Source organism: Bacteroides sp. AM23-12 (assembly GCF_003434395.1).
GTDB lineage: Bacteria > Bacteroidota > Bacteroidia > Bacteroidales > Bacteroidaceae > Bacteroides > Bacteroides thetaiotaomicron.
In genome coordinates this window covers 36,919-55,186 of sequence record NZ_QTLF01000001.1, presented here as the reverse complement: position 1 = coordinate 55,186, position 18,268 = coordinate 36,919, and the positions used below count along the sequence as shown (strand labels likewise).

The following is an 18,268-nucleotide window of genomic DNA, read 5'->3' as shown; positions in this document are numbered from 1 at the left end:
AAGGAACTCACATGAGAAAGATAAAAATTAAAGAAATCGTTTGTATCATCGGATTGTTGGGAACTCTCACAGCTCATTCTCAAAATACAGTCTGGCAAATAGGAAACAAAGATAAATCCGCCAAAGAGTTCAAGTTCTATAAAAACGATTATCGGAACTACATCAATGATGTTTATCTATACGAAGTAGGGAGAAATCATTCTGCTGATTTTCCTTACTTTCTGCCGGGGCCTAGTGATGCCTGGGCAGGTGGCATATCAGGGCAGGCTGTTATTGGCTTTTCATTGGCCGAAGCTCCTTCTCCGACAACCCAAATACAACTACGACTTCTATTTGCAGAAACTCATCCTTCCTCACCTCCCCGACTGGAGGTGAGGCTCAACAGCTTCGAGAAATCCATCCAAACACCCAAAGGCACAAACCCTGAATATCTGGACACAAAAGAAACAACTTCAAAAGAGTTATCCGTCACGCTTGACATTCCGGCTGATGAGTTCAGAGCAGGAAACAACACACTCACGATCCGAAATATATCAGGCAGTTGGGTAGCATTCGACCAGATAAAGCTGACATCTGACTCTCCTCTGCAAACAAACAATCTTACGACCAAAGCCAGTCTCGTATCTTCCGCCTTCTCTCCTGTATTGGTGGTCGGAAAGAAAAAAGAACTGAGACAGCCGGTCAAAATAAAAGCAGTCAACTGGCATCATAAAAAGAGACCGGTGGAACTGCAAGTCGGTAATTTCCCACCGGAAAGATACGTATTGTCCCCCGGAATAAATAACATTGAGACATCCATTCCGGAAGTCACCGCTCCATGTGAGTTACCGATCATACTGAAAGAACAAGGAAAAACCGTCAGCAAAATCAATGAAAAGGCAACTCCTGTCAAGAAATGGACAGTATATCTCGTTCAGCATACTCACACAGATATAGGCTACACCAAACCTCAAACCGAAATCCTGTCGGAACATCTCCGGTATATAGATTATGCCATTGAATACTGCGAACAAACAAAAGACTACACAGATGATGCGAAGTTCAGATGGACCTGCGAATCGGCGTGGGCTGTAGACGAGTATTTGAAAAACAGACCGGAAGAACAAGTGAACAAACTAAAAAAATACATTGCCGAAGGACAAATAGAAGTTGCATCCATGTATTTCAATATGTCGGAGATTGTAGACGAAAACTCTTTCAAGACTTTCCTTCAGCCTGTCAAAGAATTCAGAAAACATGGAATTCCCTCTGCGCTGGCCATGCAGAATGACGTCAACGGAATTGCATGGTGTCTGGCAGATTATCTGCCGGACCTCGGGATAAAATACCTGTGGATGGGAGAACACCATTACAAATCGCAGGTTCCGTTTAATATGCCGACTGTCTTCCAATGGGAATCTCCGTCAGGTAAACCGATCCTGACTTACCGTGCCGACCATTATAATACCGGCAATTTCTGGGGAATAGAGCAGGGAGACATTCAAAAGACAGAACCGAAGTTACTACATTATTTATCAGAACTGGAGCGTAAGCATTATCCGTTTGATGCAGTAGGCGTACAATACTCCGGTTATTTCACGGATAATTCACCGCCCTCCATCATTGAATGCAAACTCATCAGAGAGTGGAATGAAAAGTACGCATATCCTAAGCTACGAAGTGCCACTGCATCCGAATTTCTGGATTATGTAACGAAGCGATACGAGGATAAAATTCCCGCATACAGAGCCGCATATCCAGACTGGTGGACAGACGGTTTCGGTTCTGCCGCAAGAGAAACAGCAGCTTCACGCAAAACTCATTCGGATATGACAGCGGTAGAAGGGCTACTGTCTATGGCTGTATTAAAAGACAAATGCCTGCCACAGACCACTCACCAACGAATAGAGCACATACATGAAAGCCTGCTATTTTATGATGAACACACGTTCGGAGCATCCGAAAGCGTCAGTGATCCGTTGTGCGAAAACAGTCAGGTGCAATGGGGAGAAAAGTCAGCCTATGCATGGGAAGCAGTCAAAAGAACACAAATGCTGTATGAAACCTCCGTCGGTTTACTTCAAGGAGACCTCCGCAGAGGCAAGAACCCGACCCTTACGATTTTCAATACGTTGAACTGGAAACGTTCGGAGATGCTGACTGTATATATTGATTTTGAAGTGATCCCCCGAAACCAATTCTTCGAAATAACAGACTTTCAAGGACATTCGTTGAAAGTTCAACCGATCCGTTATCGCAGAGAAGGGTGCTACTATGCAATTTTCGCAGAGGATATTCCGCCTATGGGATACAAGACGTTTGAAATTGTCTTCAAACAACCGTCTACTGATACAGGAACTATTACAATAAACAATGCCAGTATCGAAAATCATTTCTACAAACTACAACTCAACCCGGACAAAGGAACGATCCAAAGTTTGTATGATAAAGAATTGAATTGTGAACTGGTCGATAGTTCGTCTCCATGGGAACTGGGTGCTTTTATCTATGAGAAATTAGGTAATCGTGACCAATTGGCCCAATATCGCCTGGATGATTACAACAGAACAGGATTGAGTGAGTGCCGGATCATCGACAGTTCGAATGGACCTATTTATCAACGTATCCTGTTGCAGGGAAAATCTCCGGGAACAGACGAAGCATTCGGGGTCAATCTGGAAATTAAATTATATCATGATACCAAACGAATAGAACTGGAGTACGCAATCAAGCGTCTGCCGGAAACGGATCCCTCAGGGATATACGTTGCTTTTCCCTTCCAACTGCCCGAAGGAAAACTGGCATTCGACGTTCAGGGCGGAACAGTTATATCTGGCAAGAATCAACTGGAAGGGACATCTACAGACTGGAATACTGTTCAAAACTTTGTATCGGTACAAAATAATCAGGCGCAAATTATTATAGGAAGCAGCCTCATCCCCCTCTATCAACTAGGAGACATAAATCTCGGTAAATTTCAATATCAGAAACAATACGAAAGGCCTCATGTCTACTCGTGGGTGATGAATAATTACTGGAATACCAACTTCAAAGCTTCCCAAGAAGGAGAGTTCCGTTGGAGTTACCATCTGACCTCTTCCGTTGACCCATCTAGCAACCTTGCTACCAAGTTTGGCTGGAGCTCACGTATTCCTCTATATGCCCGGGTAATGCCGACAGGAACAGAGAATCATAAACCCACAGAGTACTCAGCCTTCCATTTTGAGAAAGACAATTTCCTGATGACTTCATGTACCCCCTCTAAAGAAGAAGGTTATATACTACTGAATATTAGAGAGATAGATGGAAAGAGAACCAACCTCAGGATTTTAAATGAAGACGGGCAAACCATCCCCTTCACAATAGTAAACGCTATTGAAGAGAAATTGGAAAATGAAACGTCAGAGCATATATTTGAGGGGTACCAGAATAAATTTATAAAGATAAAACGTTTTTAATCAAAAGAATCAAATGCGTAGTCTACCCTAAAAAACGGAAGAATCATCACCACAAAGAGACGAGGAGATGTCAAAAGTCAGTAGCAACTCTCCTAATACTATTGACTTTTGCCCCTCATCATCTGTCAGAACGACCGGAAAGTATCTGCTCCAAACTTTCATCGACCACTCCCGCCAACTGAAGATTGGACAGCAAGCGGTCATAAGAAATCCTCCCTACTCCTTCCATTTTCAGCAGCCATCTCCATCCCTTTCCCGATACTAATTCCAGCAGTTGCCCTACCGTCCGGATTTCTTCTTTATACAAGACATTAGTCAGCCTCGTATCGGCCACTTTGCCGACAGACAATTGGAGTACCCTTTCTTCCTGATTCAAATTTATATTCTTGCTTTTATCCGCCAAAGACTGAAAACGGGCATCTATGATATGTTTCCGATAAGTAGCCAACACATTCTTTCTCACTTTCAGTCCTCTGAGATGAGAATTATAAATCTGTAACGCCCTGTCATAAGTAATTCGATGCCGACCGGCAACTTTCTCTATTGACTCCCCCATAGAGATGGAGTAGAAAATATCACGGGCTCCGGGATGAACAATCAATTGGGAAAGTTCACGAATAATAATTTCATATAGAGGTTTACACGTTTTCTGTGTTCGCAATACATATAGCAGATCATCATATCTGGAAATAATAAAGTCGCGTTCCAGCTTTTTCTCTTCCACAATCTTTGCCAGATAATCCGCTTGCAATCCAAGCCTTTTGTGAGCTTCGAGATAGGCAGTCAGACTTTCGTCATCCAAGAACAGTTGGTTGCCCATCCGGCAACTGGTAATGTAACCGAGATTCGCCCAGTTTCGCAGAGTTGCTTCCTGAACGCCATGTCTTTCAGACATTTGTTTTGTTGTGAGCCAATAGGACATAAAAAAACGGAACTAAGTTAATACTCTTACCTAGTTCCGTACCTTTTATATTATAAAAGAGTACGGAGCTGTCACATCCCGCTAATAGGAGGTAGTAACGGCTACCTGATGTATACGGGCAGACAGCCCGTACCCTATGAGAAGTCATAGAAGTACAGGCGTCTTCCCGGCATACATCAAAAAAATCCGTTACAATTTCCTATTAGCCGAGGAAACGCGCAATCGCACACCTTTAAACGGTATGCTACGTTCCGATGACAAAGTTACAAATAGTTTTCGGAAAATAACAAAAGAGGCTAATAAATGTTTGGGGAAAATTAGAAACAAAGCAATCGTCACTATTATATAAATTCAAAAGACTATGTTGTAACAATTAACATTACCAATCCATCATTTTATATTATATAAAAGTAGAACAGAATCTGAATTATTTCACAATATCATTCAGATCAAAGTAGAGCAAACGTGTAGCAGAATCCACATCTTCATCATTCAATGGGACAAAACCGTTTTTCATATAAAAAGGCACAGCAGCCGCATACGCATCAACAGTTAAAAAACGGCAACCTGTTTTATTCTCAATAATAAAATAACTTTTAATAAAATTCAATAGGAATGAGCCTATTGATTGACCTTTTACAGACAAGTCAACACCCAAACGACAAATCTTTGCAGCAGGATAGCTTTTTAAACGCTTCTCATTCACAAACCGATGTTTGCGGAAACGATTGAATTCAGTTTTATTTTCAAAATCAGACAAAGAGATCCTGTCATTGGCAAGACTGAAATAAGCAACCGATCGCTGATTAACTTTATTCTCAAGTACATAACTGACAGCCAGCAAAGCTTCCCGATACAGGAAAGATTCATTCAAAATAAAATCGTTCAAGTCGGTATCTCCGCAATCGAACGATTCTATTTTTTCTGAGGTATCTAGTTTACGCATCTCATACGTTGTCTCTATTAACTGACGATCCATATCTATTTTTTAAATATTTTCATTGCCAGTTCGTAGTCTTTCAATCTTTTTGCCCGCTGCTCGGAGGTCTCCCTGCGTTTTTCTTTCATCCGCTCTTCAAACCGCCGTGCATCTTCTCCGAAAAGTATCGGAGTTTCTTTAATCGGTCTTGCCATACTCACCTATCTCCTTTCTTCATTTAATACGCTACAAAAGTAACCTAATAAATCGGGAAGTGCAAGTAACCAGGAATTTATCTTCGAGACATATATGTCTCAAATACACTCACTATATCTTCTCTATATTTCTTTATATCAAAAAGAGATTGCCGCTATCTTCATAAAACACGGAATAAAATACGAACCGACCTTCGATATATACATCGAGAAATACGATTGGTAGAAGCAGAATTATTCTCACCCCTTTGAGAAAATATTCTCATAGGCATGAGTATTTTTTCTCACTGTGGTGAGAATTTTTTCTCAAGGCGATGAGAATAGTTTGAGAACTTTATTGCAGTTGCCCCGCCGCTTTCAAGTAAGCCACATAGTTTACATACAACTGAAAATGGGCATCCACTTTCGTCTGATACGCCTGTTGCCACATAACTTGCGCTTCCAGATAATCCGAAAGAGTTTCCAATCCCACCTCATACTGTTTGCCGCTGACTTTCATATTCTCTTCCGCCTGTTCCAGCGAACGTTCTGAAAGCTCGCATTCCAGTCGGGCCTCATCCAAATTATTAGTGGCCTGCGTCAATTCAAGCAACATCTTTTCATTGGCATTTTCCTGTTCAAGACGAGTCTGTTCCAGTTTTACCTTGGCAGAGCGCACCTTATTCATACGTTCGCCAAAATGAAACAGAGGTACTGAAACATTCAGAAAGACGGAGAATGATCCTTTTTTCATCAAAGTTTCGTCATTGATTTCCAATCCATGGAAATAGTCATAACTTCCCTTCACTCCCACACGTGGCAGCAGTTCACTCCGATTCAGCTTTACCTGCTGCTCGGCCATGGCGATCTGTTTATTCAAAATACCATATTCGGGACGGGCACTGATATCGGCAACCTGTGTCTTCCACTCTTGCTCCACTTCCGGAAATTCATCCGAGATATCAATCCCCGCTGTCAGAGGCCGACCGATATAATGGCAAAGATTCATGCCGGCAAGACGGAGCGCATTATCCGCCTTGCGCAATGCCAGCTCACTCTCATTAAGTTTCACTTGTACCTTCAACACATCATTCTGAGGTTTCATGCCATGCTGGTGGGCACTCTTCACATTCCGAAACAGCTCATTGAGCAACACATGATATTTCTCCGCTACTTTCTTCATTTCTTTGGCTTTCACTAGTTGCACATAAGCCTTGTCTGTATTCAGAATCACTCCGGATGCAGTCAGTTCCTCATTCAGATGTGCCATTTCCTTGCCGAGCAATGACATTTTATAGGCGGCGCGAATCTTTCCGCCCATATAAAGCGGTTGTTCCACTTGTACTCCGCCTGTATAGACGGTCCCGACTTTATAGTCCAGATTCAATCCGGGGAAATAAGCGTAACCGCTTGTTGCCAACTCTCCAGTAACGGGATCGGGCAGGAATACCGGCAGATTTCCTCCCCGAATGCCCAAGCTGCCGTCTGCCGTACTATACAGTCCGGTTCCGCTTGCTGTAAAATTGGGGAAGAAGTTAGCTTTATAGCTGAGAGACAGCAGCCGGGCTGCCTCCGTCTGTTTATCGGCAGCAGCCATTTCCTTGTTATATTTTAGAGCCATTTCACGGCATTGTTTCAGGCTGAGCTTCTCTTGTGCCGAAACAGAAAGAGAAGCCGCCATTCCAAACAAAACACTAACAGCTACGAGAAATTCTTTTTTCATTTGTCTGTCTTTTTGATATGAAAGAATAATGCATACAGAATCGGGATAAAGAGCAACGTGATGAGCGTGCCAAACAGCAATCCTCCCATGATAGAAGCTGCCAACGAACCGAACATAGCATCGGGCAACAGCGGAATCATTCCAAGAATAGTGGTCAGCGAAGCCATCATCACCGGACGGAGACGACTCTGGGAGCTATCGATCAACGCAGTGACCGGTTCTACTCCCTGGCTGATCTGCAACGTAATTTCATCCATCAGCACAATTCCGTTCTTTATAATCATACCGATCAATCCCAATGTGCCGACAATCGCCACAAAATTGAATGTCTTCCCGGTCAGCAACATCACGGCGACTACACCGACAAAAACCAACGGTATGCAGCAGAAAATGATAATCGGCTTACGATAGTCTTTAAACAGCATAATCAGTATCGAGATCATCAGAATAATGGCAAACGGGAAGTTCTTGAACAAATACTGCATAGATTTCGTACTGGCATTCCTTTCACCCTGCCATTGCAGTTTATAACCGTCGGGCAATGGGATCTGCTCTATCTGTGCGGCAATGGACTGGCGTGCCTTCTCTGTTTCTATTCCCGGAACAGGCGAACACTGTACACGCTGGCTACGCTGCCCGTTATAGCGGGGGACGACGGGATCTTCCCACTGTACATCGATCCGCTTGCTGATCTGTTTCAACGGAGTAGTTCCCATCAAGGTTTCTACCAGTTCGTCTTTCGAAAGCGTTCCCGTTTTCAGTTTCATCATCATCTCCTGCGTCAACAAGCCATTCAAAGAAGGAAGAGAAGAAAATATTTGTGTGTTATCCAAATCCTCAATCGGTCTTCCCTGTTCGTCAAGGCAGCGCAGATAGATATTGTCCCGATGGATTCCTTCGTGGAAAGAACCGATGGGAATGCCACTGGTGGCCGAAAGCAACGAGAGGCTTACATCATTACGGCTCAGTCCGATAGCGCGGGCAGTCGGCTGGTCATATTCAATGGTCAGCACGGGAATCTGCGGCTCCCAGTCCGTAGTTATCAGATATACATCCGGACAGCTTTCCATAATGCTGCGGGCACTGTCTGCCAATTGATGCAAAACAACCGGGTCCGGCCCCGTAAACTGTGCCTCGATCGGATATTTCTTGAACATCAGGTTATAGCGGTTCAGTTTCACGTAGGCATCGGGGTAACGAGACGAAAGATATTGCTGAATCTCGGGCATATTATCCACCAATGCATCGGGAGAAGTAAAGTCTATAATCAATTCACCGTATGCCAAAGAAGGATTGGCTATGTTACGCACCAAATTATAACGACCGGGGGTACCACCGACGGAAGCTGTGACATGGGTCACTTCCGGACGAGTTTTCAGATAGGCTTCAATCTCTTCCAAGTCACGTGTGACACGGGTATAATTTGTTCCTTCCGGCAATTTATATTCCATATAAAGCTGATCGTACACCATATCCGGAAAGAAACCCTGTTTCATGAACCGATAGCTGAAAGCTGAAAGAGCAACCAACGCTACCATCGCAAAGACAAAACTCCAGCGATGAGCCAGACTAAACCGCAGCAAGGAACGTAGGACGGCATAAATCTTTCCTTCATACACCCGTTTTCCGGTAGTTGACGCTTCTTTCGAAACTTCGGGATGCAAAATTCGGTTGGCCATCAACGGTACGTGCACCAGAGCCAGTACCCAGCTAAGCAGTAACGAAACCGCCAGCACGATAAATAAGTCGCGCGTATACACCCCTGCAGTATCGGGAGACATGAAGATAGGCAGGAAAGCAATGATAGCAATCAAAGTGGCTCCGAGCAAAGGCATCGCAGTCTGCCGCCCGATAGCGGTCATTGCCTCCATACGGCTCTTGCCGGCTTTCAGATCGACCAGTATACCGTCAATAATAACAATCGCATTATCAACCAGCATCCCCATAGCAAGCACAAATGACGCCAGCGAAACCCGTTGCATCGTGCCATCCACAAAATACAGGAACAGAAAGGAGCCGAACACCGTTACCACCAGACTGATTCCGATAATAACTCCACTCTTGAATCCCATCGTTATCATCAGAATGACAACTACGATAATGACCGATTCGATCAGATTAAGAATGAATGTTCCCAACGAACCGGATACACGTTCCGGCTGGTAGAATACTTTATGACACTCCACTCCTGTCGGAAGCCGCTCCGCTTTCAATTCGTCCAGTTTCTGTTCTACCCGTTTGCCAATCTTGATGATATCCGAACCGGAAGAAGCCGCAATCAGTATTCCCATGGCACGCTGCCGGTCATAAAAGAGTTCATTGCGGGTAGGATTCTCATAATCTTTCTCAATTCGGGCGATGTCACTCAAACGTAACTGGTCATCATCGTGCCCCTGAATCAGCATACGTCCGATATCTTCTACCGTCTTGAACTTGTCACTCACCGTTACCCGAATACGATTATCGCCATTATCGTAGTATCCGGTATAAGTGGTTTTATTCTGTCCGTTCAAGGTAGCGAGAACTTCGGCAGGTTTCACGCCCAGATTCGCCATCCGGTCCTGCAGTAAAGAGATGTTGATGCATTCCTCACGCTTTCCATACAAGTCAACCCGTTCCACTCCGTCCAGTTCGCTGACTTCCCGCTTTATCAGTTCGGCATAATCAGACAGTTCCCTGTCCTGCAATCCGTCTCCTGTCAGCGCATAAAACATACCGTACACATTTCCGAAATCATCTTTCACAAGGGGAGTAGCAGCGCCTTCGGGAAGTTCCGCCTGTGCATTCGCTACCTTACGCCGCAACAAATCCCAGCATTGTTCCACATCTGCCTCCTTGACGGTCGTTTTCAGTTCCACCTGAATCAGGGAGAGATCATTGTAAGAATAACTTTCTACATTATCTATATTCCCCATTGTACGGATATTCTTTTCAAGTACATCCGTCACTTCCAGTTCCACCTGATGTGCGGACGCTCCGGGATAGGTAGTCACTACCATGGCGACTTTCACCGTTACTTCCGGGTCTTCCAACTTACTCATTTCATAGCTGGAATAAGCTCCTCCGACTATCAGCACCGCAATCAAGAAGTAAATTAACTTCTTATTTTCAAATGCCCATTTACTTATATCGATCATAGCAATCCTCCCACATTGGTTTTAGAAGCTGGCAAAAGGGGTTCTACCTGCTCCCCGTCTTTCACATGATGTACTCCCGAAGCAACAATCAAGTCACCGGGCTTCAAGCCCTCCGCAGTCACCAGGCACCTGCCTCTGCCCAGCAGACGGGTGACTGTCACATCACAACGACGGATGGTCCGGCTGGAAGCATCATAAAGGAAAACACTCGCCATCCCCTTATCACGAAGAACCGCACCCGTAGGAACGGACAGATGACGCACTTCCCCTTCGGTACATTCTATAGTGACCATTGTATTCATTCCGGGGGAAGGAAGCGCCTGCGCTTCACCTTTCTTCAACTGCAAACGCATCGTATACAGTTGATTGGCATTCGCTTTAGGGGTGACATTTATCAGATCGAGCGCATACTCCTGACCAGGATAAATGTCGAACGTACAAGTGTAACCGGTGAACTGTTGGCGACGGATATATTCTACTGCCGGAAGATTAATTTCCACCTCCGGTGTCCCCTCGCTGATAATGGAGACAACGGGCATACCGGCCGCAATAGTCTCATGGGAATCAAAAAGACGTTTCTGTACATATCCGCTGAAAGGAGCATACAAACGGGTATATTCCAGCTGATCTTTCGCATGATTGTACTTGGCGGTTATCTGTTTCAACCCGTACATCGCTTTATCATTGGCGTCGGGAGTCGTTACATTCTCCTTATAAAGTGCCATCACACGCTCCGCCTCCGCCTTCACACTTTGATACTCCGCTTCCGCAGCATCCAGCTGAATCTGATAATCAGCAGGGTCCAGTTCGGCAAGCAGCTGTCCTTTGCGCACATACGTTCCGTCGTTGACGTACATACGCAATATAGTTCCGCTTACACGGAATGATAAACTTATATCCTGCGCCGCCTTCACCCGTCCGGGAAATTGCAAAGCCGTCTGTCCACCGGCAGAAAGTACAGTATCAATCTTCACTGTAGGTTTGCTATCTGTAATCTGTGTACGTTGGCTGCAAGACGCCAACAAAACGACTAAAATTCCTGTTAATAAAAAGTTGAATCGTTTCATATTTTCATTTGTTATTTAGTTCATGCAAAAGTATCCCAAGCAGATAAAAGTAAAAAGGTTGATTTAAGCTATAAATTGTCCAATTTGCAGTTTTTTCAACTTAAAATCCTCAAATACTTTGCTATTTGTATTTATTTATACGTTTCTTTGCAACAGAAACCACCCCAAAAGAAAAGAGGAAATGGAACAACAGATACCTTTTAGTTATGTTATAATATCTCCGGAGAATGCTACGGAAAAAGAAGGCTGTATGATATCTACTATAGACAAGTGTGGTTTCTTTTTTTGCCAGAAAGGAGAAGTGGAAGTTGCCCTGAATGACAAGTCGTATTTAATAAGTAAAGGAAGTGTCTGCATTTATATGACAGGCAGTCTCTTGCGCATCCAGCGTATCAGCAAGGATATAAAAGGGATTATGCTGGAGGTGGATTTGAATTATATTATTCCGATCGTTAATAAGATAGTCAATTCAGAAAACCTGCTCTATCTACGGGAAAATCCCTGTTTCTCAATTACAGAATATCAATACAACTATCTGGAACAATTAATCAAAGCCCTACAACAGCGAATGGATATAAAAGCACATGACATCCCGCTGCAAAGACAGCACCTGATATCCGAGCTCATCAAATCATGGGGGCAAACCTTATGCTATGAATTGCTGAACGTTTATTTTACCAACCAGCCTCTCAAACCTTTATCGCAAGACAAAAAGGATAAAATCTTTCAGAACTTCGTCATTACCCTCTTCCGCTATTATCAGCAGGAACGGGACGTTACCTTCTATGCCAGTAAACAGTACCTTTCTTCCCGGTACTTTTCTGCTGTCATTAAAGAAAAATCCGGTAGTACCGCCCTGCAATGGATTGTACAAATGGTAATTACCGAAGCCAAACAACTGCTCGAAAACTCCGATCTCACCATCAAGGAAATTGCAACAAAGCTGAATTTCCCGACTCAGTCTTTCTTCGGTAAGTATTTCAAGCAATACGTAGGTGTCTCTCCGAAAGAGTATCGGAATAAACAGATCAGGCAGTTGCCTTTCTGAACTGACGGAACTGCCACCAAAGCATCCCTCCTGCAATCAGACTGGCTATCAAATCAGAGATAGGCATACTGATCCACACGCCGAGCTGCCCGTAAAACCGGGGAAGAATCAACAGGCAAGGAATCAGTACAAGCACCTGACGGGAAATAGAGAGAAAGATAGCCTTGCTCGCCATACCGATACTCTGGAAGAAGTTGGAAGTCACCATCTGAAAACCGACAATCGGGAAAAACATCACAACAATCCGTAAGCCCTTTGCCGAGATATTCACCAATTCTTCGTGCGTCGTAAAGATAGAAACAGCCAGTTGCGGAATAAACATTCCCATCAGAAAACCGATGGTTGTAACAATGGTCGCGGCATAAATCGTTATTTTCAGCACTTGCGTCACGCGCGGATACTGTTTGGCGCCGAAGTTATAGCCGGCAATGGGCTGCATTCCCTGATTCAAACCCATCACAATCATAACGAAGAGGAATACCAGACGGTTGACAATGCCGAAAGCTCCGATAGCCAGATCCCCTCCGTGCTGTTTCAGCCCCTTATTAATAAGGATGACGATAAAGCAGGCGGCAAGATTCATCAGAAAGGGAGCCATACCAATGGCCAGAGAATCAAAAACAATCTTCTTTTTCAGTCGGAAAATGCCTTTATGAAAATGCAGGAGTTCGTCCTTATTACTAAACAGCTTGAACTGCCAGAGAAGTGCGATGACCTGTGCGGTAATCGTAGCGATAGCCGCACCCTGTATTCCCCAGCCAAAGCCGTAAATAAAAATAGGATCGAGTATCGTATTAATGACCACGGTAGCAATCGTAGCATACATCGCCTTCTGTGGATGCCCTGCGGAACGAAGTACCGCATTCAGGCCCAGGTAAAGATGGGTGATGACATTTCCCCAGAGGATAACCACCATATAGTCGCGGGCATAGCCGACAGTCGCCTCACTTCCCCCGAAGAAGTAAAGAATCGGATCGAGGAAGATCAGGGTAAGAACCGTAAAAGCCAGTCCGATGATAATATTTAATACCAGCACATTGCCAAGTACCCGTTGTGCCGTATCATAATCTTTCTGTCCCAGCTTCACCGATACCAGTGTAGCCGCTCCCACACCTACCAGCGAACCGAAAGCCGCTGCAAGGTTCATCAGCGGAAACGTAAGTGCCAGCCCCGAAATAGCCATTGCCCCCACCCCGTGACCGATGAAAATACTATCTACCATATTATAAAGAGAAGATGCCGTCATGGCGATAATTGCCGGAATGGCGTACTGCATTAAAAGCTTCCCGATCTTTTCCGTACCCAGCGCAGTGGGTGTCTTTTGTCCTGTCATACCTATTGTTTTGAGGGCGCAAAGATACAAAAAAGAGACGGATTACAGGATATATGAGAAAAGTTTCGTATTTTTGCCTCCAAAATTGAGTTAATACATAACGAAATGAATATATTAGAACTAAGTGAACAGGAAATTATTCGGCGCAATAGTCTGAATGAGCTTCGTGCAATGGGTATCGATCCGTACCCCGCTGCAGAGTATGTAACCAATGCTTTCTCTACTGATATAAAAGCAGAATTCAAAGATGAAGACGAACCGCGTCAAGTTTCTGTAGCGGGCCGTATTATGAGCCGCCGCGTGATGGGCAAGGCTTCGTTCATCGAACTGCAGGACTCTAAAGGTCGTATACAGGTATACATCACACGTGATGACATCTGTCCGGGAGAAGACAAGGAATTGTACAACTCTGTATTCAAACGCCTGCTCGACTTAGGTGACTTCGTAGGTATCGAAGGTTTCGTGTTCCGTACACAAATGGGCGAAATCAGTATCCATGCCAAGAAACTGACCGTACTTGCCAAGTCTATCAAACCGCTGCCTATCGTAAAATATAAAGACGGCGTAGCTTACGACTCTTTTGAAGATCCCGAACTCCGTTATCGCCAACGTTATGTGGACCTGGTAGTAAACGAAGGCATCAAAGAGACATTCGAAAAGCGTGCCACCGTAGTGAGAACACTGCGCAACGCCCTCGACGAAGCCGGATATACGGAAGTAGAAACACCGATCCTGCAATCCATCGCAGGCGGAGCAAGCGCACGTCCGTTCATCACTCACCACAACTCACTGGATATAGACCTCTACCTGCGCATCGCAACGGAACTTTATCTGAAACGACTCATCGTAGGTGGTTTTGAAGGTGTATACGAAATAGGAAAGAACTTCCGTAACGAGGGAATGGACAGAACCCACAACCCCGAATTCACTTGTATGGAACTTTATGTACAGTACAAGGATTACAACTGGATGATGAGCTTCACCGAAAAGTTGCTGGAACGCATCTGTATCGCCGTAAACGGAAGCACCGAAACCGTTGTAGACGGAAAGACAATCAGCTTTAAAGCTCCTTACCGCCGTCTGCCTATCCTCGACGCCATCAAAGAAAAGACAGGATATGACCTCAACGGCAAGAGCGAAGAAGAAATCCGTCAGATCTGCAAAGAACTGAAGATGGAAGAAATCGACGACACCATGGGCAAAGGCAAACTGATTGATGAAATCTTCGGTGAATTCTGTGAAGGCAGCTACATCCAGCCGACTTTCATCACCGATTATCCGGTGGAAATGTCGCCTCTGACAAAGATGCACCGTTCCAAACCTGGACTGACCGAACGTTTCGAACTGATGGTAAACGGCAAGGAACTGGCCAATGCCTACTCGGAATTGAACGATCCGCTGGATCAGGAAGAACGCTTCAAAGAACAGATGCGTCTTGCCGACAAGGGTGACGACGAAGCAATGATTATCGACCAGGATTTCCTGCGTGCTTTGCAATATGGCATGCCTCCTACATCCGGCATCGGTATCGGTATCGACCGTCTGGTGATGCTGATGACAGGACAGACCACCATTCAGGAAGTACTGTTCTTCCCGCAAATGCGTCCGGAGAAAGTAATCAAGAAAGACCCTGCCGCCAAATACATGGAACTGGGTATTGCAGAAGACTGGGTGCCGGTCATCCAGAAAGCCGGCTACAACACAGTAGCTGATATGCAGGATGTTAATCCGCAAAAGTTGCACCAGGACATCTGCGGAATCAATAAGAAATACAAATTAGAACTGACCAATCCAAGCGTGAACGACGTGACCGAGTGGATAAATAAACTTAAATAAGTTGAGAGTTGAGAGTTGAGAATTGAAAGTTGTTACTTGAACAACCTTTTTAATGACCAACTCTCAACTTTCAACTTTCAACTTTCAACTAAATATGAAACTACCCGGTAAGATAGCGATAATGGGCGGAGGAAGTTGGGCTACAGCCATCGCAAAGATGTGTCTGGCTCAGGAAGACTCTATTAATTGGTACATGCGACGAGATGACCGCATCGCTGATTTTAAGAGACTTGGACATAATCCCGCCTATCTGACAGGGGTGAAATTCGACACGAAGCGTATCACTTTCAGTTCTAACATCAACGATGTCGTGAAGGAATCGGATACACTGATTTTCGTCACCCCCTCTCCTTATCTGAAAGCTCATCTGAAAAAGCTGAAAACAAAGATTAAGGATAAGTTTATTATCACTGCTATCAAAGGAATCGTACCCGATGACAACGTGATTGTATCGGAATATTTCACAAAAGAATATGGCGTACCACCCGAAAACATCGCAGTACTGGCAGGTCCCTGCCACGCAGAAGAAGTAGCGCTGGAACGCCTCTCTTATCTGACCATCGCCTGCCCGGACAAGGACAAAGCGCGCATCTTCGCCCGCCGTTTGGGAAGCAGCTTCATCAAGACTTCCGTCAGCGACGACGTAGCCGGCATCGAATACAGTTCGGTGCTTAAAAATGTATACGCCATTGCCGCCGGCATCTGCAGCGGACTGAAATACGGCGATAACTTCCAGGCAGTACTGATATCCAATGCGATTCAGGAAATGAACCGCTTCCTGAATACAGTACATCCCCTGAACAGAAATGTAGATGATTCTGTTTATTTAGGAGACTTATTGGTGACAGGATACTCCAACTTCAGCCGTAACCGCACGTTCGGTTCGATGATAGGCAAGGGATATTCCGTTAAAAGTGCGCAGATTGAAATGGAAATGATCGCGGAAGGATACTACGGCACGAAGTGCATCAAAGAGATCAACAAGCATCACCACGTCAACATGCCGATACTGGATGCCGTATACAATATCTTGTATGAACGCATCTCACCCATGATAGAGATCAAATTGCTGACTGATTCTTTTAGATGAGAAAAATAGGTAATAAGTAATAAGTATTAGGTATTAACCGTAGCCACCTAAGCTTTACGTCTCATGCATAATACTTATTACTTAATACCTATTACCTATTACCTATTACATATTACTTAAAATTGATAGATATGATTAGCTTGAACATTGAAAAAACATTTGGATTCATCTCCAAAGAAAAGGTTTCTGCTTATGAAGCCGAGGTAAAAGCTGCACAGGAAATGCTGGAAAAAGGAACAGGAGAAGGTAACGACTTCCTGGGATGGTTACATCTGCCTTCGTCCATCAGCAAAGAGCATCTGGCTGACCTGAACGCTACTGCAAAAGTATTAAGAGACAACTGCGAAGTAGTGATCGTAGCAGGTATCGGTGGCAGCTATCTGGGCGCACGTGCCGTAATCGAAGCGCTGTCTAACAGTTTCACATGGTTGCAGGACAAGAAAACTGCTCCTGTCATGATCTATGCTGGACATAACATCAGCGAAGACTATCTGTATGAACTGACCGAATATCTGAAAGACAAGAAATTCGGCGTTATCAATATCTCCAAATCGGGAACGACTACCGAAACCGCTCTTGCTTTCCGTCTGCTGAAAAAGCAATGTGAAGACCAACGCGGCAAAGAAACCGCCAAGAAAGTCATCGTTGCCGTGACAGACGCCAAGAAAGGTGCTGCACGTGTGACTGCCGACAAAGAAGGATACAAGACATTTATCATTCCGGACAACGTAGGCGGACGTTTCTCTGTGCTCACTCCGGTTGGTTTGCTGCCGATCGCAGTTGCCGGATTCGACATCGACAAACTGGTTGCCGGTGCTGCCGATATGGAAAAGGCATGCGGTTCTGACGTTCCGTTTGCAGAAAACCCTGCGGCTATCTACGCTGCTACCCGCAACGAACTGTACAGACAAGGCAAGAAGATTGAAATCCTTGTCAACTTCTGCCCGAAACTGCACTACGTAAGTGAATGGTGGAAACAGCTTTACGGAGAATCCGAAGGTAAAGACAACAAGGGTATTTTCCCCGCATCTGTTGACTTTTCTACCGACCTGCACTCTATGGGACAATGGATTCAGGAAGGCGAACGTTCGATCTTCGAAACTGTGATCTCACTGGATAAAGTAGACCATAAACTGGAAGTTCCTTTCGATGAAGCTAATCTGGACGGCCTGAACTTCCTTGCCGGCAAACGGGTGGACGAAGTGAACAAAATGGCCGAACTGGGAACTCAGCTGGCTCACGTAGACGGCGGTGTACCCAACATGCGCATCGTTCTTCCGGAACTGAGCGAATACAACATCGGCGGTCTGCTGTACTTCTTCGAAAAGGCTTGCGGCATCAGCGGCTATCTGTTGGGCGTGAATCCTTTCAACCAACCGGGCGTGGAAGCATACAAGAAAAATATGTTTGCTTTGCTGAACAAACCGGGATACGAAGAAGAATCAAAGGCTATTCAGGCTAAACTGTAATATCCAATAACTGACAATAAAAAGAAGCGGCCTCTTTAGGAGACCGCTTCTTTTTATTATATTTCCTTCGTTACATTAAAGTGACTCACTCCC

12 protein-coding genes are annotated in these 18,268 nt (G+C 44.8%); 5 read left to right on the top strand and 7 right to left on the bottom strand.

All coding sequences use genetic code 11. The features are described from left to right. The first annotated feature begins 11 nt into the window (after positions 1-11). Positions 12-3,437, top strand: coding sequence for a glycoside hydrolase family 38 C-terminal domain-containing protein (locus DW640_RS00205; protein WP_016268604.1), 3,426 nt, complete (start codon positions 12-14; stop codon positions 3,435-3,437). A 118-nt stretch (positions 3,438-3,555) separates the two neighbouring features. Here DW640_RS00205 and DW640_RS00200 read toward each other — a convergent pair whose 3' ends face one another. The 6 genes from DW640_RS00200 to DW640_RS00175 all read right to left on the bottom strand — a co-directional run bounded on the left by DW640_RS00200 (position 3,556) and on the right by DW640_RS00175 (position 11,399). Further along, positions 3,556-4,332 (bottom strand): hypothetical protein, encoded by a 777-nt coding sequence (locus tag DW640_RS00200; protein WP_011108139.1) that lies wholly within the window; start codon positions 4,330-4,332, stop codon positions 3,556-3,558. Positions 4,333-4,786: 454 nt separating this feature from the next. Further along, positions 4,787-5,338: a GNAT family N-acetyltransferase gene (locus tag DW640_RS00190; RefSeq protein ID WP_008766601.1), complete on the bottom strand. Its 552-nt coding sequence runs from the start codon at positions 5,336-5,338 to the stop codon at positions 4,787-4,789. A 2-nt stretch (positions 5,339-5,340) separates the two neighbouring features. After that, positions 5,341-5,493, bottom strand: coding sequence for a hypothetical protein (locus DW640_RS23620; RefSeq protein WP_008766602.1), 153 nt, complete (start codon positions 5,491-5,493; stop codon positions 5,341-5,343). Between the two features lie 334 nt (positions 5,494-5,827). Continuing rightward, positions 5,828-7,195, bottom strand: coding sequence for a TolC family protein (locus DW640_RS00185; protein ID WP_008766603.1), 1,368 nt, complete (start codon positions 7,193-7,195; stop codon positions 5,828-5,830). Continuing rightward, a complete protein-coding gene (locus tag DW640_RS00180) occupies positions 7,192-10,332 on the bottom strand; it encodes an efflux RND transporter permease subunit (protein ID WP_008766604.1) in 3,141 nt (1,046 codons plus the stop codon). The genes DW640_RS00185 and DW640_RS00180 overlap by 4 nt, the downstream gene beginning before the upstream one ends. Next, positions 10,329-11,399, bottom strand: coding sequence for an efflux RND transporter periplasmic adaptor subunit (locus DW640_RS00175; protein ID WP_061473412.1), 1,071 nt, complete (start codon positions 11,397-11,399; stop codon positions 10,329-10,331). The genes DW640_RS00180 and DW640_RS00175 overlap by 4 nt, the downstream gene beginning before the upstream one ends. Before the next feature lie 181 nt (positions 11,400-11,580). Between DW640_RS00175 and DW640_RS00170 the strand changes: the two genes are divergently transcribed. Next, positions 11,581-12,447, top strand: coding sequence for an AraC family transcriptional regulator (locus DW640_RS00170; protein WP_061473413.1), 867 nt, complete (start codon positions 11,581-11,583; stop codon positions 12,445-12,447). Here DW640_RS00170 and DW640_RS00165 read toward each other — a convergent pair. Then, positions 12,428-13,810 carry an MATE family efflux transporter gene (locus DW640_RS00165; protein WP_008766607.1) on the bottom strand — a complete coding sequence of 461 codons (1,383 nt, stop codon included), beginning with the start codon at positions 13,808-13,810 and terminating at the stop codon, positions 12,428-12,430. The two genes, DW640_RS00170 and DW640_RS00165, sit on opposite strands and share 20 nt — an antisense overlap. 75 nt (positions 13,811-13,885) lie before the next feature. Between DW640_RS00165 and lysS the strand changes: the two genes are divergently transcribed. The 3 genes from lysS (at position 13,886) to DW640_RS00150 (ending at position 18,175) form a co-directional block, all read left to right on the top strand. Beyond that, on the top strand, positions 13,886-15,616 hold the full coding sequence (gene lysS / locus DW640_RS00160) for a lysine--tRNA ligase (RefSeq protein WP_008759776.1): 1,731 nt from the start codon (positions 13,886-13,888) through the stop codon (positions 15,614-15,616). A 94-nt stretch (positions 15,617-15,710) separates the two neighbouring features. Beyond that, on the top strand, positions 15,711-16,706 hold the full coding sequence (locus DW640_RS00155; RefSeq protein ID WP_008759775.1) for an NAD(P)H-dependent glycerol-3-phosphate dehydrogenase: 996 nt from the start codon (positions 15,711-15,713) through the stop codon (positions 16,704-16,706). 131 nt (positions 16,707-16,837) lie between these two features. Beyond that, positions 16,838-18,175, top strand: a complete 1,338-nt coding sequence (locus DW640_RS00150; protein ID WP_008759774.1) for a glucose-6-phosphate isomerase — start codon at positions 16,838-16,840, stop codon at positions 18,173-18,175. Positions 18,176-18,268: the final 93 nt, after the last annotated feature.